The organism is Neobacillus sp. Fa239 (assembly GCF_055395235.1).
Genome location: NZ_AP041611.1, coordinates 5,231,284 through 5,251,592, shown reverse-complemented (window position 1 = coordinate 5,251,592; position 20,309 = coordinate 5,231,284). Strand labels below are relative to the sequence as shown.

The 20,309-nt window shown below is 36.4% G+C and carries 21 protein-coding genes; 17 read left to right on the top strand and 4 right to left on the bottom strand.

Annotation, left to right across the window (positions count from 1 at the left end; all coding sequences use genetic code 11):
- The first annotated feature begins 9 nt into the window (after positions 1-9).
- Positions 10-876, top strand: a complete 867-nt coding sequence (locus ACZ5XR_RS25890; RefSeq protein WP_464499305.1) for a permease — start codon at positions 10-12, stop codon at positions 874-876.
- A 425-nt stretch (positions 877-1,301) separates the two neighbouring features.
- Complete coding sequence (locus tag ACZ5XR_RS25885; RefSeq protein ID WP_464499304.1) at positions 1,302-1,727, top strand: ArsI/CadI family heavy metal resistance metalloenzyme; 426 nt, start codon at positions 1,302-1,304, stop codon at positions 1,725-1,727.
- A gap of 574 nt (positions 1,728-2,301) precedes the next feature.
- On the opposite strand, the gene arsC is transcribed toward ACZ5XR_RS25885, so the two are convergent.
- From arsC to ACZ5XR_RS25870, 3 genes are read right to left on the bottom strand one after another with little or no spacing between them, the layout of a single operon-like run.
- On the bottom strand, positions 2,302-2,721 hold the full coding sequence (arsC, locus tag ACZ5XR_RS25880) for an arsenate reductase (thioredoxin) (protein ID WP_464499303.1): 420 nt from the start codon (positions 2,719-2,721) through the stop codon (positions 2,302-2,304).
- A 13-nt stretch (positions 2,722-2,734) separates the two neighbouring features.
- The gene (locus ACZ5XR_RS25875; protein ID WP_464499302.1) at positions 2,735-3,376 is read right to left on the bottom strand and encodes an MIP/aquaporin family protein; all 642 of its coding nucleotides are present in this window, start codon (positions 3,374-3,376) and stop codon (positions 2,735-2,737) included.
- Positions 3,377-3,387: 11 nt separating this feature from the next.
- Positions 3,388-3,726, bottom strand: coding sequence for an ArsR/SmtB family transcription factor (locus ACZ5XR_RS25870; RefSeq protein WP_464499301.1), 339 nt, complete (start codon positions 3,724-3,726; stop codon positions 3,388-3,390).
- A gap of 319 nt (positions 3,727-4,045) precedes the next feature.
- Here ACZ5XR_RS25870 and ACZ5XR_RS25865 point away from each other — a divergent pair, with 319 nt between their 5' ends.
- Positions 4,046-5,275 carry an ATP-binding protein gene (locus tag ACZ5XR_RS25865; protein ID WP_464499300.1) on the top strand — a complete coding sequence of 410 codons (1,230 nt, stop codon included), beginning with the start codon at positions 4,046-4,048 and terminating at the stop codon, positions 5,273-5,275.
- A 43-nt stretch (positions 5,276-5,318) separates the two neighbouring features.
- On the opposite strand, the gene ACZ5XR_RS25860 is transcribed toward ACZ5XR_RS25865, so the two are convergent.
- Positions 5,319-6,749 (bottom strand): C40 family peptidase, encoded by a 1,431-nt coding sequence (locus ACZ5XR_RS25860; protein ID WP_464499299.1) that lies wholly within the window; start codon positions 6,747-6,749, stop codon positions 5,319-5,321.
- A gap of 263 nt (positions 6,750-7,012) precedes the next feature.
- Between ACZ5XR_RS25860 and ACZ5XR_RS25855 the strand changes: the two genes are divergently transcribed.
- The 14 genes from ACZ5XR_RS25855 to ACZ5XR_RS25790 all read left to right on the top strand — a co-directional run bounded on the left by ACZ5XR_RS25855 (position 7,013) and on the right by ACZ5XR_RS25790 (position 20,276).
- Positions 7,013-7,159, top strand: a complete 147-nt coding sequence (locus ACZ5XR_RS25855; RefSeq protein ID WP_464499298.1) for a hypothetical protein — start codon at positions 7,013-7,015, stop codon at positions 7,157-7,159.
- Between the two features lie 218 nt (positions 7,160-7,377).
- Complete coding sequence (locus ACZ5XR_RS25850; protein ID WP_464499297.1) at positions 7,378-8,127, top strand: YveK family protein; 750 nt, start codon at positions 7,378-7,380, stop codon at positions 8,125-8,127.
- Positions 8,117-8,824, top strand: a complete 708-nt coding sequence (locus ACZ5XR_RS25845; protein WP_464499296.1) for a CpsD/CapB family tyrosine-protein kinase — start codon at positions 8,117-8,119, stop codon at positions 8,822-8,824. Before ACZ5XR_RS25850 ends, ACZ5XR_RS25845 begins: the two co-directional genes overlap by 11 nt.
- A gap of 100 nt (positions 8,825-8,924) precedes the next feature.
- Positions 8,925-9,686, top strand: a complete 762-nt coding sequence (locus tag ACZ5XR_RS25840) for a tyrosine-protein phosphatase (protein ID WP_464499295.1) — start codon at positions 8,925-8,927, stop codon at positions 9,684-9,686.
- Positions 9,687-9,886: 200 nt separating this feature from the next.
- Complete coding sequence (locus tag ACZ5XR_RS25835; RefSeq protein WP_464502439.1) at positions 9,887-10,354, top strand: replication protein; 468 nt, start codon at positions 9,887-9,889, stop codon at positions 10,352-10,354.
- Between the two features lie 414 nt (positions 10,355-10,768).
- Positions 10,769-12,595: a polysaccharide biosynthesis protein gene (locus ACZ5XR_RS25830; RefSeq protein ID WP_464499294.1), complete on the top strand. Its 1,827-nt coding sequence runs from the start codon at positions 10,769-10,771 to the stop codon at positions 12,593-12,595.
- A gap of 269 nt (positions 12,596-12,864) precedes the next feature.
- Positions 12,865-13,521 carry a sugar transferase gene (locus tag ACZ5XR_RS25825; RefSeq protein ID WP_464499293.1) on the top strand — a complete coding sequence of 219 codons (657 nt, stop codon included), beginning with the start codon at positions 12,865-12,867 and terminating at the stop codon, positions 13,519-13,521.
- A 4-nt stretch (positions 13,522-13,525) separates the two neighbouring features.
- A complete protein-coding gene (locus ACZ5XR_RS25820) occupies positions 13,526-14,428 on the top strand; it encodes an NAD-dependent epimerase/dehydratase family protein (RefSeq protein WP_464499292.1) in 903 nt (300 codons plus the stop codon).
- Positions 14,425-15,585, top strand: a complete 1,161-nt coding sequence (locus ACZ5XR_RS25815) for an NAD-dependent epimerase/dehydratase family protein (RefSeq protein WP_464499291.1) — start codon at positions 14,425-14,427, stop codon at positions 15,583-15,585. The genes ACZ5XR_RS25820 and ACZ5XR_RS25815 overlap by 4 nt, the downstream gene beginning before the upstream one ends.
- 14 nt (positions 15,586-15,599) lie before the next feature.
- Positions 15,600-16,613 (top strand): WaaS/CpsH family glycosyltransferase, encoded by a 1,014-nt coding sequence (locus ACZ5XR_RS25810; RefSeq protein ID WP_464499290.1) that lies wholly within the window; start codon positions 15,600-15,602, stop codon positions 16,611-16,613.
- A gap of 72 nt (positions 16,614-16,685) precedes the next feature.
- Entirely contained in the window at positions 16,686-17,474 is a 789-nt protein-coding gene (locus tag ACZ5XR_RS25805) for a glycosyltransferase family 2 protein (protein ID WP_464499289.1), read from the top strand.
- A 5-nt stretch (positions 17,475-17,479) separates the two neighbouring features.
- On the top strand, positions 17,480-18,034 hold the full coding sequence (locus ACZ5XR_RS25800; protein ID WP_464499288.1) for an acyltransferase: 555 nt from the start codon (positions 17,480-17,482) through the stop codon (positions 18,032-18,034).
- Entirely contained in the window at positions 18,031-19,131 is a 1,101-nt protein-coding gene (locus tag ACZ5XR_RS25795) for a glycosyltransferase family 4 protein (RefSeq protein ID WP_464499287.1), read from the top strand. The genes ACZ5XR_RS25800 and ACZ5XR_RS25795 overlap by 4 nt, the downstream gene beginning before the upstream one ends.
- A complete protein-coding gene (locus ACZ5XR_RS25790; RefSeq protein ID WP_464499286.1) occupies positions 19,128-20,276 on the top strand; it encodes a glycosyltransferase WbsX family protein in 1,149 nt (382 codons plus the stop codon). The genes ACZ5XR_RS25795 and ACZ5XR_RS25790 overlap by 4 nt, the downstream gene beginning before the upstream one ends.
- Positions 20,277-20,309 lie beyond the last annotated feature (33 nt).

Genomic DNA, 20,309 nt, shown 5'->3' with positions numbered 1-20,309 from the left:
GATCTATCTATGTGGCTGAACACATTTAAAAGCTTTTTATCGATTGCCCTTGAATTAACCGTATTGTTTATCGCCATTTCATTTGTCATCAGTCTTCTTCAAGGAATGATCCCGTATGAAAAAATCGAAAAAAAGTTAACCGGAAGGAATCAATTCATTGCCACATTCGCTGCCATCGTGTTTGCCTTTATTACACCCTTTTGTTCCTGCTCCACGATTCCAGTGGTGGTAAATATGCTCAAGAAAAAAATGCCTTTTGGGATCGTGATGATTTTCTTGTTCGCTTCACCTGTTCTCGACCCTACCATATTGACGATAATGACTGTTGCCTTGGGATGGAAAGTGACGATTATTTATACTCTATTAACCTCGATATTTTCCATCATCATCGGCTTTACCCTTGAAAAGTTAGGGTTTGAAAAATCCGTGAAAAACGTCGTCATGACTGGATATGAGGAAGAACATCCAACCTTCAGCCTAAAATATGCCCTCTCAGAAACGCTCAACTTAATGAAAAGTGTTTATCCCTATTTACTTCTTGGAGCTGCAATCGGTGCGGTCATCCATGGACTGGTACCAACGGAATGGATTTCAAGTGTATTTGGAAAAGACCATTGGTGGCTGATTCCGATTGCCGCCATCATCGGGATTCCACTCTATATCCGTCTTTCGAGCATGATACCCATCTCTCAGATCCTGATCGCAAAAGGGATGGCATTGGGTCCGGTCATGGCGATGATCATCAGCTCCGCCGGTGCGAGCCTCCCGGAAGTCATTCTGCTCAAATCCATCTTTAAAAAGCAATTGGTCACCACCTTTGTATTTTCCGTCTTTGTGATGTCGACCCTGTCAGGCTTTATCTTTTACCTGGTTTAATCGAAGGCTCTGATATAACTGAATGTTGATTTCACTGTGTTTGAAAAATAAACGGTAAAATTCCGCTTAAATTGGGAAATTCCCATATTTCCTTAAAAATAAAGGGAGTTTTTCCGTTTATATGATCCAAATCTCTGGATTTTGTCTTATTTAGAGCAGTTAATGGGAATTTCTCCGCTTATATCTGCTTCTTAAGCAGTCTCTATATACATTAGCCGGAAATTCTCCCCCTATGAGTTCCCATACCTACACGAAAATCAACAATGAATAATAATGAAGCCTAGTCGAAGGGAGGGGTTATTCATGTTAAAGATCTTTAAGAAAAAATCCAGCTGCTGCAATGTGAAAATTGAAGAAGTCAAACCACAAACTGAACAAAAAGGGAATGGTTGCTGCAGTAAATAATCATGTAGGGGAAAATCGATATGAAATATGCGCATGTTGGTCTTAATATAACAAACCTGGAAAAATCTATTGAGTTTTATAGCAATCTATTTGGTGTCGAACCTGTAAAAGTAAAGCCCGATTATGCAAAGTTCCTGCTTGAAACACCGGGATTAAATTTTACCCTAAATCTTCGAGATGAAGTAAGCGGAAATCAAGTCGGACATTTTGGTATTCAATTGGAAAGTACAGAAGAGGTAATGGCGCATAAGAATAGACTCACAGAAAACGGGATTCTTTCCCAATATGACGAAATCAACACAACCTGCTGTTACGCCCTCCAAGACAAATTCTGGGTTCATGACCCTGATGGAAACGAGTGGGAGTTTTTCTTCACAAAAGCAGATGTTGATATAAGCCGTGAAAATGCTTCTACCTGTTGTTCTACTGCTGCTCAAACCCACTAATCCACTGACTGCTGCTCTTGATTCTGATTTACGAAGGGTCTTACTTCTGTGAGACCCATTTTTATAAGAGGAGACGTATTATAGGACACTTTCAGCAGCGTCTCCATCTGTTTTGTCGCCTATAGCTAGGTTTGGCATGTTTCAAAGCATGGAGTCCGAAACTGGAGCTCTTGGTTAAAATCGTTAATAAAAAATCATTTCGAAAAACTACAATACTTACGAAAATAGCAAAGAAAAAAGACCTGTAAAGGTCTTTTTTAACAGCATCCCCCTGTATTTCCGATCATCGAAATCCCTTTTCCATCTCCGCTACGGTCAAGAATAAGGTCCTGGGTAATCGTTTCAATGATCGGATCAATTGCGACCTGTATATCATTGATGTTGACGATGATATCGTCTATTTCCGGCTCATCCAGAGCCAGTCCAATTCTTGGCTGGCCTCAGCCAAACCCTTCTAAATAGATTCGGATGTTTTGTGCATTCTCTTCTACGAACATTTGTTTTAACTTTTCACGAGCTTCGTCTGTGATGATCATGTCCGGATTCCTCCTAACAAATTTCCCGTCTTATCTTATCATTCCCCAGTTTCAGCGAAAGTTTTAATCCGGTCGCCGATTTCATCGCGAACGCGCTGGAAAAATGCCCATTTCTCTTCGTCTGTCCCTTCGGCTTTCGCCGGGTCATCAAATCCCCAGTGAACCCGTTTGACATGAGGGGGAGTGACAGGACAGTGGTCTGCTGCGTGTCCGCAGAGGGTGACGACCAAATCTGCGTTATTAAGGATTTCAGGGTCAATCACATCAGACGTTTGATTAGAGATATCGATTCCTGCTTCTTTCATCGCCTTAACGGCATTAGGGTTTAATCCATGTGCCTCAAGACCGGCGCTTTTGACGTTCCACTCATCGCTTAAGTATTTCTTTGCCCATCCTTCTGCCATTTGGCTGCGGCAGGAGTTTCCTGTACATAAGAAGTAGATGGTTTTGTTAGACATAGCGTTTTCTCCTTTATTTTTCGTGTAGTAGTTTATAAATGATTGCTGCACAACCTGCCCCTAAAATGGTTGCAACAATATACACCCATAAATAGTGGGTATTCCCTGATACCAATGCCGGACCAATTGATCTAGCCGGATTCATCGAAGCACCGCAGATGGGACCTGCGAACATGGCTTCCAGCCCGACTGTCGCGCCGATCGCGATTCCGGCAAAGCCTTTTACTGCTTTTCCGTGAACGGCTGAACCGAAAATGGCCATCATCAAGAAAAACGTTAGGATAAATTCCAATACAAATGATTGCGACCAAGAGCCTCTCGGCAGTGTAGCGCCGAGTGACGCCACGTTTCCAAATAAAGCCAATAACGTTGCGCTTGCCGCGATTCCTGCCAGGGTTTGAATCAAAATATAATAAAGGGCTTCCCGCTTTTGAATATCCCCTTGGAGGAGAAATCCGATTGTCACAGCAGGATTAAAGTGGGCGCCCGAGAGGTGACCGAAAGTGAAAATTAAGGCCATGACGACCAAACCGAATGTAAGTGCGATCCCGACATGTGTCAGGCTTTTTGTTATTTGGTCAATGACGACCGCACCCGTTCCGGCAAAAACAAGAAAATAGGTGCCTAAAAACTCGCTGATTAACTTTTTCTTCATTATTTTGCCCCTTAACAACCGCAACGAAGCGTCGGATTGCTTATTTCAATCTGTTTGATTTTTTCTGTCTGATCTGGCGCATGCCTTAATACATCATCAATTAGACCATACAAGTCACTTTGTGAATTCAAGGAATAATAGATCCACTGCCCTTTCCTTGATTCGTTTACAATGCCGGCATCCTTCAGCTTTCTTAGATGCTGGCTGATAGACGGCTGGCTCATGTCGAATACTTCTTGAAATTCACATACGCAGCATTCCCGCTGTTTGAGAAGGGCGACGATAGTTAAACGGGTTTTATCTCCCAGTAACTTTAAGCCATAGGCAGCTCGCTCCAGTTCCATCGGCATAACTCCTTTCACGCAAATAAACATATAACTATTTGCTTATATAGATTATATTAAAATGATCGCATCTTCAAGGGATGGTATGTAAAGTGTTTGTAAACAAAAAAGATAACCCTTATAAGGTTACCCGAATATCCATTCTTATTTCATTTCCCCAAACTTATTTTCCAGTTTCAAAATTTTATTTGCCACTTTTTCCATTTTAATTGCCGCTTTCCTATATTTATTTACACACCAACAATTCTACCAAAATATTGCGATTTCTTATTGGGATATTAGTGCTATAATTAATTATTATATTCGTATTTTCAGAGGACAAATTATGAAAAAATCGGGGCAAATTATTCTTGTTTTTATTTCTTTAGGTTTTACCGCCTTCCAGTATATTACTAAGGATCGTGATTTTTTTACGTACGACTTTTTTATTTTTACGCTGATTGCTTGGGCGGTTGGCTGGCAGTATGACCGTGCGCGCTATTTTGAAAAAAAAGCCCGGGCCAGTGAGGAAAGCTACAAGCAATTAGTCGATTCGCTGCCGGAGCCGGTTTATATTACAAGGGATCATATTTTTATTTATGCTAATAAAGCAGCCTTTGCTATGTTGGGGGACGATGATAAATCAGTTCTGATCGGCCACTCCCTTTTTGAATTTGTTGTACCTGAGTATCTCGAGCGGATGAATGAACGATATAATCAAGTAAAAAGAGAGAAAGGGCCGGTCAACACGATTGAATACAAAGCAAAACGGCCGGACGGCAAAACGGTATTCTTTGAGGTCTCGTCCATGAGTATTATCTTTGAAGGGAAAGCGGCAGTGCTTTCAATGGGTAAGGATATTTCAGAGCGAAAAGAAGAAACCGAGCGTCTTTTGCAAAAGTCGGAAAAGCTGGCGTTATTAGGACAGATGGCGGCGGGGATCGCCCATGAAATCCGCAATCCGCTCACCTCGATTCGCGGTTTTATTCAGTTGTTTAGGTCCAACACTGTTCGGGAAGAATACATAGATATCATGCTGTCGGAGCTCGACCGGATCAATGCCATCGTCGGGGAATTCCTGGTTCTCGCTAAGCCGAATGCGGCGGTTTTTGCGGAACGTGATTTAAAGGTACTATTGAAGGATGTTGTTACCTTAATCAATACGCAATCGATTATGAATAATGTGCAGATTTTCGTGGAAATTGAAAGCGATTTACCGAAGGTCAGCTGCGAAGAAAATCAATTAAAGCAGGTGTTCATCAACCTGTTGAAAAACGCCATCGAGGCGATGCCAGAAGGCGGCCTTATCGATGTGAGAGTCAAACGAAAAGAAGAGGGAAAAGTAGTGATTCAGATTATCGACAATGGGGTGGGAATCCCGCAGGAAAGAATTCCGACACTGGGCGAGCCCTTTTACACCACAAAAGAAAAGGGAACCGGCCTTGGCTTGATGACCTGCTACAGGATTATCGAAAGTCATAAGGGAGAATTGAAGTTTCATAGCCAGGTGAATGAAGGGACCACGGTTGAAATCATCTTACCGGCCATCGCACAACCATTACTGATTGTTTCATAGAATACTAAAAGGGTCAGACCCCAGGGGTCTGACCCTTTGTATTTTAATAGAACCTCTTAAACCCATCAAAATGCTGCTTGAAATAGGAATTATCCAAGCTGTTAATCGAGATGCCCAGTTTTTCATCGGCGTGGATGAATTGGTTGTTGCCTAGGTAGATTCCGACATGGGAAATGCCCGATTTGTATGTATTCTCGAAAAAGATGAGGTCGCCGGCTTTTGGCTTGTCTACATAGTAGGAGCGGTTGTAGTAGCCTTCTGCTGTTAAGCGGCCGATATTCATGCCGGCTTTATTGGCTATGTAATAGATAAATCCGCTGCAATCAAAGCCTGATGTCGTGCTGCCACCCCAGACATACGGTACGCCCATCACACTTTTCGCGGCGCCCAGCATTTGAGCTCCCAAATCGCTAGCAGCCGGCGTCGGATTCGTAGTAGGTGCCGGATTTGTTGTCGGTGTCGGAGTAGATTCTGTCTTTGAAACCCCATTAACCTTTAACTTCTGCCCGACATAGATACTATCTGATTTCAAGTTATTGAGTGTTTTCAACTGCTGGGTAGTCATGTCGAATTGTAAAGCAATTCCCCCGAGTGTGTCGCCGCTTTTAACGGTATAATCCGATACATTATTTTGAGCAGGTTGGCTCGGTGCCGGCGGGTTAACCTTTGGCGGCTGCGGCGTAACCGGTTTGGCCACCTTACCAGAAACCTTCAGCTTCTGCCCAACATAGATTTGATCGGATCTTAGATTATTAAGCACTTTTAATTGTGCAGTAGTGGTCTTGAAATGCAAGGCAATTTTTCCAAGCGTGTCGCCGCTTTTAACGGTGTAATCTGTCACCGGTTTAACGGTTGTACTAGTGGTCACGACGGGCTTCGCGAGGTAAGGCACCTTCAGTGTTTGCCCCACTCTGATTGAATCGGATCTGAGCATATTCAACGATTTCAATTGAGCGACAGTGGTTTTATATTTCACGGCAATCTTACTGAGGCTGTCCCCGCTTTTGATTACATAGATAGACGTCTGTGGAGTAGCACTCTTCACCACAACAGGTTTAGCGGTTGATTCAATCTTAAGGGTTACCTTTTTTGGTGCCGAAACCTTCAAAACTTGGCCAGGATAAATCATCGTACTGCTTAATCTATTCCATAGTTTAAGTTCACCAACCGTAATCTTGTAATGATTGGCGATTTTCACTAAGGCGTCGCCTGATTTCACGGTGTAGGTTTGCGGCTTGGCTGCCACTGTAGTGGTGGTGGAACCTGGAACGGTGAGCTTCTGATTCACATGGAGTGCATCAGATTTTAATCCGTTCATCGACTTTAAATGGCTGACAGTGATATGGTATTTGGAGGCGATTTTGGATAGAGAATCACCCTTTTGTACGTTATATGTAGCAGCCGAAGCAGACCCGGCATAAATAATCGAAAGAAGTGCGGCTGTCGACACAGCGCCGACGATGGTTCTTTTCACTTATTAATCACCTCGATGTAGTATAGTAGTTGATTAATATTTTACCATAGTTTACTAATTATCAGAACAAGAAATTGCAATTCATGACAAAAGACCCTCGAAAAATGGGGGAATGAATATTTCTTGTGGAAATAAAATGACCATTGAGACAATATTCTACAAATTCATTAAATTTTAACCAAATTATGACTTAACTTTTATTTACAACCACATCTAATAGGAATAAAATAGGAAATTAGAGAGCACGCAGGAGGGGAAAGAAAGTGGAGAGTACGGAGAAGAGTCACCAAATCACGTTTTCTGATATCGTAAAAAAGGCCTATGAAAAAGGTAACAGTGAAAATGAGCTGACGGTGAAGAGTTTAGTGGAGGTTTTGATGGCTGAATTGAAAAATATGAAAGTAAGTTAATCTTAGTGGTAATAGTGCCTAATGAAAGCGCCTACTATCACTTTTTTTATGCAAATGAAGCCTATGAAAATAATGGAATTGTCCATTTCCTCTTCAAATTTCTTACAAAAAGGTGTTTAATAGAATTTGTGAGATAAACGTGACAAAAAAACAAAATGATGACAAATTATGCTATAATGTTACATGTTTTGATTTATTGATTTATTTAGGAGGACACAATGGAAGAGACAATTAGTTTAAAAGAATTGTTAGAAACAATAAAAAAACGATTATGGATGATCGTTTCGATAACAATCATTGCCGCTTTAGCAAGTGGAATTGTAAGTTACTTTTTCTTAACCCCGATTTATCAAGCTTCTACACAGATTCTCGTAAACCAAACGAAAAGCGATCAATCCATCTACACCGGAAACGAAGTTCAAACCAACCTGCAATTGATTAATACCTACAATGTTATTATTAAAAGCCCGGCAATATTAGACAAAGTTGCAGCAGGCCTTAACTTAAACATGACAACCGATGAATTGAATAAAATTATTACTGTTGCCAACGAAACGAATTCACAGGTATTAAATGTATCTGTTACAAATCCGGATCCAATTGTGGCTGAAAAGATCGCAAACAAAACAGCAGAAGTTTTCCAAACAGAAATTCCTCATATTATGAAAGTCGATAATGTGAGTATTTTGGCAAAAGCGAATGTAGGTGACCACCCAGCACCAATCAAACCTAGAAAATCTTTAAATGTAGCCATTGCGGCTGTTGTTGGTTTAATGGCTAGTGTCGGTCTTGCCTTTTTACTAGAGTACTTTAATAACACCATTAAAAACGAACAAGACGTTGAAAAAGTTTTAGAGCTTCCGATATTAGGTGTCATTGCAACCATTGATGATCAAAAGATGGAAGAACTGAAATTACGAAGAGCAGCGAAAAAATCTTCAGTAAGAGGTGAGACACTTGGCTCTTAAGACAAAAAAGAAAAATAACACCGGAAATGATACAACTCGGAAGCTAGTGACATTGATTGATCCGAAATCACCGATTTCTGAGCAATACCGAACGATTCGTACCAATATTCAATATTCCTCTGTTGATAATGAGATCAAAGTCATCATGGTTACTTCTTCCGGCCCTGCAGAAGGAAAGTCAACAACTGCTGCAAATCTTGCGGTGGCGTTCTCTCAGCTTGGGAAAAAAGTATTGCTAGTAGATGCAGACCTTCGAAAGCCAACGGTCCATCATACATTTGGTCTCAATAACTTACATGGTTTTACTACTGTATTAACAAAGCAATCTACGCTTAATAAAACCATTCAAGACACGGAAGAGAATGACTTATTTATTTTAACAAGTGGTCCGATTCCGCCAAATCCGGCAGAACTATTAAGCTCTAAGTCCATGGAGCAGTTTATCGAAGAAGCCAGAGAAATATTTGATTACGTTTTATTTGATACACCACCATTATTAGCTGTGGCAGACCCGCAAATTCTCGCTAATCAGTGTGATGGATCGATTTTGGTTGTCTATAGTGAAAGGACTGAAATCGATCAAGCGAAAAAAGCGAAAGAATTGCTCGGAAATGCACAAAGCAAGCTTTTAGGTGTGGTGTTAAACCATAAAGAAGTGCAGAAAAACGATTATTACTATTATTATGGTTCAAAATAACAAATTTCAACAAAACACCAATCATTACCAATGTTTTCCACAAGACTATTATTAAAAAGGTTCTAATAATATAACAATTATTTGGAAAGAGCGTGGGGCCATGATTGATTTACATTGTCATATTTTGCCCGGTGTAGACGACGGAGCAAAGAGTGTCGAAGATAGCATTACTATGGCAAAGTATGCGGCAAAAGAAGGGATTCATACAATCATTGCCACCCCTCATTTAAATAGTCAATATGATAATCGCAAACGTTTGATTATTGAAAAAGTGAAAGAGTTAAACAAGGTCTTAAAAGACGAAAATATAAAGGTAAAAATTCTTGCAGGGCAAGAACCAAGGATCTACGGCGAATTAATAGATGACTTTGAAAAAAATGAAATTCAGACATTAAATGATAGTCAATATGTATTCATTGAATTTCCATCAAGCCATGTACCAAGATATACAGAAAAGCTTCTATTTGATTTACAAATGAAAGGACTTACACCGATCATTGTCCACCCTGAGAGAAACTCTGTACTAATAGAAAGACCCGAGGTTCTTTATAAGTTAGTTGAAAAGGGTGCATTAACACAGGTAACGGCTTCAAGCGTTTGCGGGTATTTTGGTAAAAACATCAAAAAATTTTCCATGCAATTAATAGAATCAAATTTAACTCACTTCATTGCATCAGATGCTCATAATATTGTAAACCGTTCTTTCAAAATGGAAGAAGCCTTTCATTTCATAGATTCTGAGTTTGGAACGGACTATGTTTATCTCTTTAAAGAAAATGCAGAACTTTTAATTGATGGGAAAAATATTATAAAGGAAATTCCGATTCAAATAAAAAAGAAAAAGAAATTTCTGTTATTTTAACCGACTATACCGATAGAATTTAAAGGCAATTTGTTTAACAATCTCGTTAATTGTATATTCGCTGAAGCTTAGACGTTTTCGCTACTCGCATTCATCCCGGTTGCCTCCATCCATTTGCATAGTTTGGACTTTTTTGTAAATTATATAAGTATTATTTAAATTGAAAAAAAGTATCCGAGGGATGGATTAGAGTGAGGCAGATGAGTAGTAAGGAGTATCAAAATTTCAGAGATGCCGTCTACAATACTCTTGTGAAGTATATTGATATGGAAGATGGATTCATAGTGAAATTAATGACAATTAGAGGCGAACTTATTAAAAGAGACCTTACAAAGAGGCAAGTTAATATTATAAATTTTATAACTGCTCTATCTCATGGATTATCGAAAGAATCAGCGGTAGTGCCAAATATGCAAGATTTTGAATTATGTGGTGTTGGTAAGACTAGAATTCGAAATGAGTTAGGAAAACTTGTAGATTTAAATGTCATTGATTGGGATGAAGGAAATAATTTATTTTCTTTGAAAGACCCTGCAAAATGGAATGCTCCCTATCATAGAGGATTTTCAGAGATGAGGTCCGGAGAATTGTTTATGTTAAATCTGAGACACAAGGGGTTAAATTCCGAAGAGATCGAAAGAGAAATCGGTAAAGCAATAAATAAATAATTTTTTATAAATGAGGTTACTATTTTGGTTACCTATTATAGTAACTTCGTGCTGTATTTGTTAATAAATGATAAAAATGTGTGTTTGTAAGTTCGATTTGTGCGAACGATTTATTAGACGCATGCTGACGTATTAAGCATATAACTTTGTCAGATTTCACCACCTAACTGGCGAGGTCTCTCTGTCCGTTATCCATGGAGGCACTCGATCATGCTATAGGAGGGTAATCCCTCCTAAGACGCATGTCGTCAAAGGGATGATGTGAGGAAGGGCTAGATGCCAAATTAAAAAACAATAGATATCTAATGAAAGAATAAGTGTGAAAGCACTCGCAATTCCATTAGATATTTATTTTTTGCTCATTATTACTTTAGTAGACTAACAAAATAGAGAAATAAAAGGGGGAAGTAACCATTGTCCTATCGACAGAGATTGACCACACTGGCATTATTGGATTCGGTGATCGTTTTAACAGCAATCTACATAAGCTATTTTACACTGGTCCCAGAAATACCGATCTTTAAACTGAAAATGTTGCCGATTACTTCGATTACTTTGTTATGCTGCCATCATATATTTGCTTCTATTTATAAGCTGTACAATAAGGCCTGGCAATATGCGAGTGTAGGGGAACTGATTGCAATTGTTAAAGCGGTAAGTTTCACAGTCGCGGTAACAGCAATCATGCAAGAACTTGTTTTTCATAATATCTATGTCAGAGCCTTAATGATTGCATGGATGCTTCATGTTCTTTTAATAGGCGGATCAAGGTTTTCGTGGAGAATGTTTCGTGATAACTACATTAGTAATCAACAGAGCGTAAAAAGAACCTTGATTATTGGTGCCGGTTCAGCCGGAACAATGGTAGCACGACAATTGCTGCATAACAATGAGAGTGATTTGAAGCCTGTAGCGTTTATTGATGATAATCCAGTTAAATATAAATTGGATATACTCGGAATACCAGTTGTGGGTAATTCAAAATGCATTGCGGAAGCGGTCGAAAAATACCAAATTGATAATATCGTCATTGCCATCCCTTCTTTAAAACAAAAAGAGTTAACACGTATTTTTGATGAGTGTGCAAAAACAAAAGCGAAAACGCAAATTATTCCGAAACTAGAAGATTTAATGACAGGGAAGATTTCTGTTAATCAATTTCGTGAAGTTCAGGTTGAGGACCTATTAGGAAGAGAACCGGTAGAGTTGGATATTGAGAGTATTTCGGAATATGTGTCAGGAAAAACAGTTTTAGTTACCGGCGCTGGCGGTTCAATCGGATCGGAAATCTGCCGGCAGATATGTAAGTTTTCCCCTAGTAAAATTGTATTGGTGGGACATGGTGAGAATAGTATCTATCAAATAGATATGGAGCTTCGAAATAAGTACCAAAATGAAATTGAGATTATTCCTGTGATTGGAGATATTCAAGATCGAACGAGAATATTTGAAATAATGGAAGATCATAAGCCATTCGTTGTTTACCATGCAGCGGCACATAAGCATGTTCCCTTAATGGAATACAATCCAAGAGAAGCAGTGAAAAATAATATTTTTGGTACGAAAAACGTAGCTGAAGCAGCCGAAACTTTCGGTGTAAAGAACTTTGTCATGATATCCTCAGATAAAGCAGTGAATCCCCCAAATGTTATGGGAGCGACTAAGCGCTTTGCTGAAATGATTATTCAAAGTCTAGCCCAAAATAGTAATACAAATTTCGTCGCAGTTCGGTTTGGAAATGTGCTTGGCAGCCGTGGTAGTGTTATTCCGTTATTTAAAAAACAAATTCAAGCTGGGGGACCAGTTACCGTTACTGATCCTGAAATGACACGTTACTTTATGACCATTCCAGAAGCTTCGAGACTTGTTATTCAAGCGGGATCTTTAGCAAGAGGCGGAGAGGTTTTTGTGCTTGATATGGGGGAGCCAGTTAAGATTGTTGATTTAGCTAAAAACTTAATTAAACTTTCTGGTTATCAAGAAGAAGAAATCGGGATCCATTTTACTGGACTTCGTCCAGGAGAGAAGATGTACGAAGAGCTTCTTAATGCAAATGAAGTGCATCCTGAAAGTATTTTTCCAAAAATTCAAATTGGGAAAGCTAATGTAATGAACTCCGAAGTACTTAGTCAAATAATCAATCAACTTTTGAATATGAGTGAAACGGAAATGCATGATATGTTAATTGCTGTTGCAAATAACAGGTTTGATTCAACTTCTATTTTATCTGTAGCAAACTAAATATCTATTAGGGTATTCAAAAGAATTATCAGCTTTATGTCTATGAAAAATAACGCGAAATTGAATTAAATTCAAAGGGTTGTCCCTTTTGTATTTGAGGATAAGAAGTACAATGTTGCGGGGAAAGTTTGATTAGTTAGGACTACAATTGAGTTTACTTTGCAAGAACTTTTATTAAAAGAAGAGATTATTAATTTTATGGGTCAAATATTAGAGGACCAAATGGTTTAATACTAAAATTACCTTTTCTAACTGAGGTGAATTCGAAGGTGTTTTACAAAACGTATATTAAAAGAATAATTGATATTACTATTGCTTTTTTAGGATTAGTTATGCTTTCACCAGTTTTTATAATTTTAATCATTTTCATTAAGCTTGAATCGAAAGGCCCGATACTTTTTAAACAACGGAGGATAGGAAAAAATAAATCGGAGTTTCTTATTCTTAAATTTAGAACAATGAAAATTGAAACACCAAAGGATACACCAACACATCTCTTAAAAAATCCCGAAAGCTATATTACAAGAGTTGGGAAGTTCCTTCGTAAAACAAGTCTTGATGAACTCCCGCAAATAATAAACATCCTTAAAGGGGAAATGAGTATTATTGGTCCGAGGCCAGCACTTTGGAATCAGTATGATTTAATTGATGAACGAGATAAGTATGAGGCTAATAGTATCTTACCAGGGCTCACTGGATGGGCACAGATAAACGGGAGAGATGAACTACCAATAGATATTAAGGCTAGTCTAGATGGAGTATACGTTCGGAAAGTTGGATTTTTAATGGATATTAAGTGCTTTTTAGGAACTATTATCAGTGTTTTGAGAAGTGAAGGTGTAGTCGAAGGTGCGACAGGAGTCCTGGAAAATGAAATTCAGGATTCGGATCAAAATGAAACTAAAAATGGAATAAACGTGAGGTAAAAAAATGCTTTTAGTAACTGGAATTACAGGTCACTCGGGGAATCACTTCCTACAAGAGCTAATAAATCATAATTATGATAAACCCATTCGTTGTATTGTGAGGAAAAACTCTGTTACTACCTTTCTAGATAAAAGTGGTTTAAAACTAGAGAAAGTTGTTGGAGATTTAGATGATCCTATTTTTATGGACAATTGCATGAAGGGAATAGAAACTGTACTTCATATTGCTGGTATTCAAAAAACTCTCTCTGTAATTAAATCTGCATTGAAGGAAAGTGTAAAACGGGTTATTGTTGTTCACACAACTGGAATCTTTTCAAATTTTAAGTCAGCTTCTCAGGATTACAAGAACATAGAGTTAGAAATGAAGGAAATGATAAAGGACCACAAAATCAATATCACTATTCTCAGACCCACCATGATTTATGGAAGTATGAAAGACCTAAACATGAGTAAATTTATAAAGATGGTGGATAAATTTAGAGTGTTTCCTGTAATAAACAAAGGAAATGGATTAATTCAACCTGTCAATGCAAGTGACCTAGGTAAGGCATATTATCAGTTGCTAACAATAAAAGGAACCAAGAGTGAATATATTTTATCTGGAGAGAAACCGATCCCAATGCTTGAGGCGTTTAAGCTGATAAGTCAGAACCTAGGAAAGAAAACATTCTTTGTGAGTTTCCCTTTAGAAATTGGGGTTTTAATGGCTAGAGCCTTAAAGCTCTGTACATTAGGGAAAGTTGATTATATAGAAAAGGTTCAAAGAATGGGTGAGGATAGAAGTTTTCCACATGAAGAAGCTAAAGGAGAATTTGGATTTAATCCAATTCCTTTTAGTCAGGGGATAAAAATTGAAATTGCTGAGTATAAAAGCAAAAAATTAAATAGGAGTAAAGGAATATGAAAAAGGTACTTGTTACAGGTGGTTCAGGTTTCATCGGTAGTACAATCGTCGATAAGATATACAAAGATTATGAGGTTGTAGTTTTAGATAATTTCTCTACTCAAATTCATGGAGAAAATTATGAAGAATCTTATTTGTATAAAAGTATAAAAAATAAATGTAAGGTAATTAAAGGAGATGTCCGTAGTTTTAAAGATGTAACTTTATCTTTAGAGGGTGTTGATTATATCATACATCTTGCAGCAGAAACTGGTACTGGTCAATCAATGTACGAAATAAATAAATATACTGATGTTAACATTATGGGAACATCTAATCTATTGGAGTCTATCCTTAAAAATAATTTCCCTGTTAAAAAAATAATCCTTTCTTCGTCACGCTCTGTATATGGGGAGGGAATGTACTATTGCAAAGAACATGGTATTGTTGTTCCTAATTCAAGGAATGTAAGTGATATGAAGAATGGTGACTTCGAGGTTAAATGTCCAGTGTGTGGTGATGAAGTTGAGCTTCGTCATACAACCGAGGAGTGTTCGTTAACCCCAATTTCTTACTATGCATATACAAAATTGGCCCAAGAAAAAATGCTTGAGGTGATGTGCCCTACACTTAACATACCATTTACAATCTTCAGATATCAAAATGTGTATGGAGCGGGTCAGTCACTGAATAATCCATATACGGGAATTCTATCAATATTTTCAAAGCTTTTATTACAGAACCAGGACATCAATATATTTGAGGATGGCGAAGAAAGTAGAGATTTTGTTCATGTGACTGATGTTGCAGATATTACATGTAACGCTATTAATAATGAAACTACTAATAATCAGTACATCAATGTTGGTACCGGTGAGAGTATTTCTGTAATGCAAGTAGCGGATACTTTAAAAAGATTATATTTATCTGAGTCAAATATTATGATTTCTGGGGATTTTAGAAAAGGTGATATTAGACATAATATTGCAGATATAAAAAGAGGAAAAGAATTGTGTAACTATTCCCCTGTCTATTCCTTTGAAAAGGGCATGAGAGAGTTTACATCTTGGGTTTTGAAACAAAATGATGAAAATACTTTGGAGATGAAAAATGATAAGTATAAGTATTCATTAGACGAAATGAAAGCAACTGGTATGTTGATTCAAGGAGAAAATTAAGGTGGATAAAGGTAATGGGAAATAAAAAAGTACTTTATATTGGTACACCCTTCTTTAATTATCATAAGCAAATAATCGCAGAGTTTGAGGAACAGGGGTTTTTAGTAGACTTTTATAATGACAGGCCTAGTGAAAATTCTTTCCTAAAGGGAATGTTAAAGATTAGAAGGAGTATGATGAATTCCCTGGTAATTAAGTATTTTGAAAAGATTATGTCAGAAACAGAAGAAATAGACTATGATTTGGTTTTTATAGTGAATTGCAAAGTTTTCACTCCTGATATGATTAAGAAATTAAGAAATCGCCAGAAATCTGCTAAGTTTGTCTTGTATATGTGGGATTCGTTTACGCTATATCCTAACAGCGAGGAGTTAATTCCAATTTTTGACCGGGTTTATTCGTTTGATACTGATGATTGTGAAAAAATTGATTCTTTGACCTTCCTTCCGTTATTTTATGGAAAGACTTATGAGTACCTGGGACAAGGAAATGATTGTGAAAGGGAATTCGATATTGTCAGTGTATGTACTGCGCATCCGAATAGGTATAAGACTATTCAGGCGTTGTTTCCTTTACTTGAATCAAAAGGGGTACGCATCTTTTCTTATATGTTTTTAAATAGATTACAATACTTATATAATAAAGCTCGTGTACCGGAATTTAAAAATGCAAAGGGCGGAGAATTTAAATTTTTTCCTTTATCGGACAAAGAGCATCTATCTGTTTTAAAGAAATCAAAAACTGTATTTGATATTCCTCATGACAAACAAAGTGGTTTAACAATGAGAACAATTGAGACTCTTGGAGCAAAAAGAAAGCTGATAACAACAAATATGAATATCAAAAAGTATGACTTCTATAATGAGAATAATATTTTTGTATTGGAAAAGCATAATTTGGCGGATATTGAAGAGTTTTTATTAAAAGGGTACGAGCCAATCAAAGACGAAATCTATAAAAAATACAGCTTACAGAGCTGGATAAGTACAATAGTAAACCAAGAAGAAAATAAGTATATAAAAATTTAAGAATCAAAATTTATTTACAGAAGAAGCTGCATTGAAATGATTATGAATTTTAATTTTTAGAGGGATAACAAAATGATATCTGTAGTAATTCCTATGTATAATAGTAAAGATACAATTATAAAAGCATTAGATTCAATAAAGAATCAAACTGCCTTTGGTTTAATAAAAGAAATAATAGTCGTAAACGATGGATCAACGGACCATTCTTTAGAGGTCGTAAAAAATTATTCAAAAGTCAATGGATTTATGCCAGTAAAAATTATTGATAAAAAAAATGGCGGCGTATCAGCTGCAAGGAATGCTGGGATTAGAATTGCTAAAGGTGAATATATAAGTCTACTAGATTCCGATGATGAATGGTTACCTAAAAAAATTGAAATTCAAATGAAAATAATGAATTCAAATAAGGAAATAGACTTTTTGGGATGTACTAGGAACAATGAGACTATTAAAATTTTGTTTAAAAAAATAGATAGTTTATATAAAGCATCCTTATGGGATTTGCTCATAACAATGTTCCCTCAAACATCCACTGCCATGTTTAAAAGAAAGATAGTAGATGAGGTTGGATATTATGACGAAGATCAAAAATATGCTGAAGATGGTAACTATTGGTTAAGGATTTGTTCTAAATATAATTTTTATATAATTTCTGAATCATTAGTTATTACCGGGAGTGGAAAACCATCATTTGGTTATAGTGGCCTCTCAGCTAACTTAAAAGGAATGCATAAAGGTAATTTAAAAAATCTAAATGAATTAAAAAATTTAAATCACCTCAGTCATTTTAGTTATAACCTTTTAAAATTTTATTATTGGATAAAATATATTCGAAGAATTTTGATTGTAAAAATGAGGTAAATTATATGAAGTTAGTAAAAGTATTTTGGGGGTTAAGAAGTTTAATATATAAGCTAACATTTAAAAAATTTGGGAATCTATCCTATATAGGCACCCCATTAATTTTGGATGGTGTTTCTAGAGTTGAAATTGGGGATAGGGTTAGAATTTACCCTGGGATAAGGTTAGAAACTATAGGGGTAGATAGTAAAATTATTATTGAAGATAATAATTCGATAGGACAAAATTTTCATATTACCTCCAAAGGTATTCTTGTTATAAAAAAAAATACTACTATTTCTGGAAATGTATTTGTAACAAATATTGATCATGACTACCAAGAAGTAGGTAAACATATATTGGATCAAAAATATATAGTAAAAGAAACTATAATCGGAGAAAACTGTTTCATTGGTTATGGAGCAGCAATACAAGCGGGAACTAAACTGGGGAAACATTGTGTAGTTGGGACAAACTCTGTTGTAAGAGGGGAATTTCCGGATTATTGTGTTATAGTAGGAGCGCCGGCGAAAATAATTAAAAGATACAATCATCATACTGGAGTATGGGAGAGGTTATGAAAAAAATCTTAATTTACATCGATAGTATGGCACCAGCAGGTGGAATAGAGCGAGTAATTTCTAATCTATCAAATAAGTGGATTGAGAAATATATTGTTGTTTTAGTGGTAAAAGATTCTGGAAGAGTATTTTACGACCTAAATAATAGCATAAGAATAAATCCTTTAAATTTACATTTTAAATTAAATATGAATAGTAGGATTTCAAGAGCTTTTAGTTATTTAAAAAGCATTTTTTTTTCACAAGTAAAATTAAGAAAAATTATTAAATATGAAAATCCAGATTATATTTACACTTCTAATCCACTTAATTCTTTTGAAATATTTCTCTTGGGAAGAAGATTTCAGGAAAAGTTGATAGTAAGTGAACATGGTTCAAAGTATGCATACAATAAAGTTTATAATTTTATAAAAAAATTAATTTATCCAAAAGTTTATAAATTGTCTATCCCTACAAAATTGGATACACAATTATATATTCAAGATGGTTATCCTGCTATATATATTCCACATTTGTCCACATTTGAAGCGAGGAGACCCAATCAATTAAATAGTAAAATTGTTTTAAATATCGGGCGATTAACCAGCGATAAACAGCAAATGAAATTATTGGAAATATGGTTTAAATTAAAGCAGAAAAATAAAATTGGATCTTGGAAGCTTTGGATAGTAGGAAGTGGCGAGGAAAAAGTAAACCTTGAGAAATTTATTATGGAAAACGGTCTTGTGGATTGTGTAGAAATACTATCTCCTGTAAAAAATGTAGAAGAAATATTTAAGCAAGCCTCTATGTTTGCATTTACATCAAGATTTGAGGGATTTGGAATGGTTCTTCTGGAAGCAATGTCTTTTGGGATTCCGTGCATTTCATTTGATTGCCCTAGTGGACCTAGGGATATCATAAATAACGGTGTAAATGGAGCCCTAATACCTCACAATGATGTACATTCTTATGAAAAAGAGCTTTCTATTCTTATAAATAATAATAAAAACTATTTAGATATACTAGGGAAAAATGCATTTAATACAGCTTTAAATTGGGATAATCAAAAGATATTAGAAAAATGGGATCAATTATTTGAAGGAGAAATAATATGAAAGTAATTGCATTTTACTTACCACAATTTCATAGCATTCCAGAAAATGATGCTTGGTGGGGCGAGGGATTTACTGAATGGGTGAATGTAAAAAAGGCCAAACCTCTATTTGATGGTCATGATCAGCCAAGAATACCTCTTAATAAAAACTATTATAATTTACGAAATGAAGATGTGATGAAATGGCAAGTTTCATTGGCAAAGAAGTACGGAGTTTATGGCTTTTGTTTTTATCACTATTGGTTCGATGGTAAATTATTGTTAGAGAAGCCAGTCGAACAATTCCGTGATAATCCAGAACTTAATCACCCTTATTGTATTTGTTGGGCAAATGAAAACTGGACAAATGCTTGGGTTGCTGATAAAGATGTGAAAACTTTAATGGCTCAAAGATATGGTGGTAAACCTGAGTGGAAAGAACATTTTAATTACTTACTACCATATTTCCTTGATGATAATTATATCAAAGATGATGGCAAACCACTTTTTGTGATTTATCGGCCTGAATTAATAGATTGTTTAAATGATATGCTAGATTATTGGCAGGAGTTAGCTATCAAAAGTGGATTAAATGGTATCGATTTTGCCTATCAACAGCTGCCCTTTTACCTCAAGGAAGATAAAGATGATAGCAGATTTAAATATAATATTGAATATCAACCTGGATATGCTTTGCATGATATGAAGGTTAGCTCTTATGACAAGACAGGTCTAACAATGTATAAGCTTCGTACCTCAGTACGGAACACTCTTAGTATTTTAGATAAAAAATTTAACTTCAATTTAACTGAAAGAGTAGTTGGTAATAAATTACGTTTTACAGATTACGATGAAGCCTGGAAAGCAATTTTACACAGAGGTCCGACAAATGAAAAATCATTACCTGGTGCTTTTGTGGACTGGGATAACACCCCTAGAAGAAAAGAGAGAGGGATGGTTTACACCGGTGCTTCTCCCGACAAATTCCAAAAATACCTAACAATGCAAATTAAAAATGCAAGAGATATATATAAGAAAGACAAGCTATTTTTATTTGCTTGGAATGAATGGGCTGAAGGTGGATATATGGAACCGGATGAAAAGTACGGATATGGGTATTTAGAAGCTTTATATAAGGCGCTTATCGAAAACAATGAACTAGAGTAGACTTAGTTCTCGAAAGTGTAAACAAAAGTTTTT

Bases quoted from the DNA above. Each gene is read 5' to 3' on its own strand.
- ACZ5XR_RS25890 (WP_464499305.1), top strand. From the start codon at position 10: ATGTGGCTGAACACATTTAAAAGCTTTTTATCGATTGCCCTTGAATTA.
- ACZ5XR_RS25885 (WP_464499304.1), top strand. From the start codon at position 1,302: ATGAAATATGCGCATGTTGGTCTTAATATAACAAACCTGGAAAAATCT.
- arsC (WP_464499303.1), bottom strand. From the start codon at position 2,721: ATGTCTAACAAAACCATCTACTTCTTATGTACAGGAAACTCCTGCCGC.
- ACZ5XR_RS25875 (WP_464499302.1), bottom strand. From the start codon at position 3,376: ATGAAGAAAAAGTTAATCAGCGAGTTTTTAGGCACCTATTTTCTTGTT.
- ACZ5XR_RS25870 (WP_464499301.1), bottom strand. From the start codon at position 3,726: ATGCCGATGGAACTGGAGCGAGCTGCCTATGGCTTAAAGTTACTGGGA.
- ACZ5XR_RS25865 (WP_464499300.1), top strand. From the start codon at position 4,046: ATGAAAAAATCGGGGCAAATTATTCTTGTTTTTATTTCTTTAGGTTTT.
- ACZ5XR_RS25850 (WP_464499297.1), top strand. From the start codon at position 7,378: ATGGAAGAGACAATTAGTTTAAAAGAATTGTTAGAAACAATAAAAAAA.
- ACZ5XR_RS25840 (WP_464499295.1), top strand. From the start codon at position 8,925: ATGATTGATTTACATTGTCATATTTTGCCCGGTGTAGACGACGGAGCA.
- ACZ5XR_RS25835 (WP_464502439.1), top strand. From the start codon at position 9,887: ATGAGTAGTAAGGAGTATCAAAATTTCAGAGATGCCGTCTACAATACT.
- ACZ5XR_RS25820 (WP_464499292.1), top strand. From the start codon at position 13,526: ATGCTTTTAGTAACTGGAATTACAGGTCACTCGGGGAATCACTTCCTA.
- ACZ5XR_RS25815 (WP_464499291.1), top strand. From the start codon at position 14,425: ATGAAAAAGGTACTTGTTACAGGTGGTTCAGGTTTCATCGGTAGTACA.
- ACZ5XR_RS25810 (WP_464499290.1), top strand. From the start codon at position 15,600: ATGGGAAATAAAAAAGTACTTTATATTGGTACACCCTTCTTTAATTAT.
- ACZ5XR_RS25805 (WP_464499289.1), top strand. From the start codon at position 16,686: ATGATATCTGTAGTAATTCCTATGTATAATAGTAAAGATACAATTATA.
- ACZ5XR_RS25800 (WP_464499288.1), top strand. From the start codon at position 17,480: ATGAAGTTAGTAAAAGTATTTTGGGGGTTAAGAAGTTTAATATATAAG.
- ACZ5XR_RS25795 (WP_464499287.1), top strand. From the start codon at position 18,031: ATGAAAAAAATCTTAATTTACATCGATAGTATGGCACCAGCAGGTGGA.
- ACZ5XR_RS25790 (WP_464499286.1), top strand. From the start codon at position 19,128: ATGAAAGTAATTGCATTTTACTTACCACAATTTCATAGCATTCCAGAA.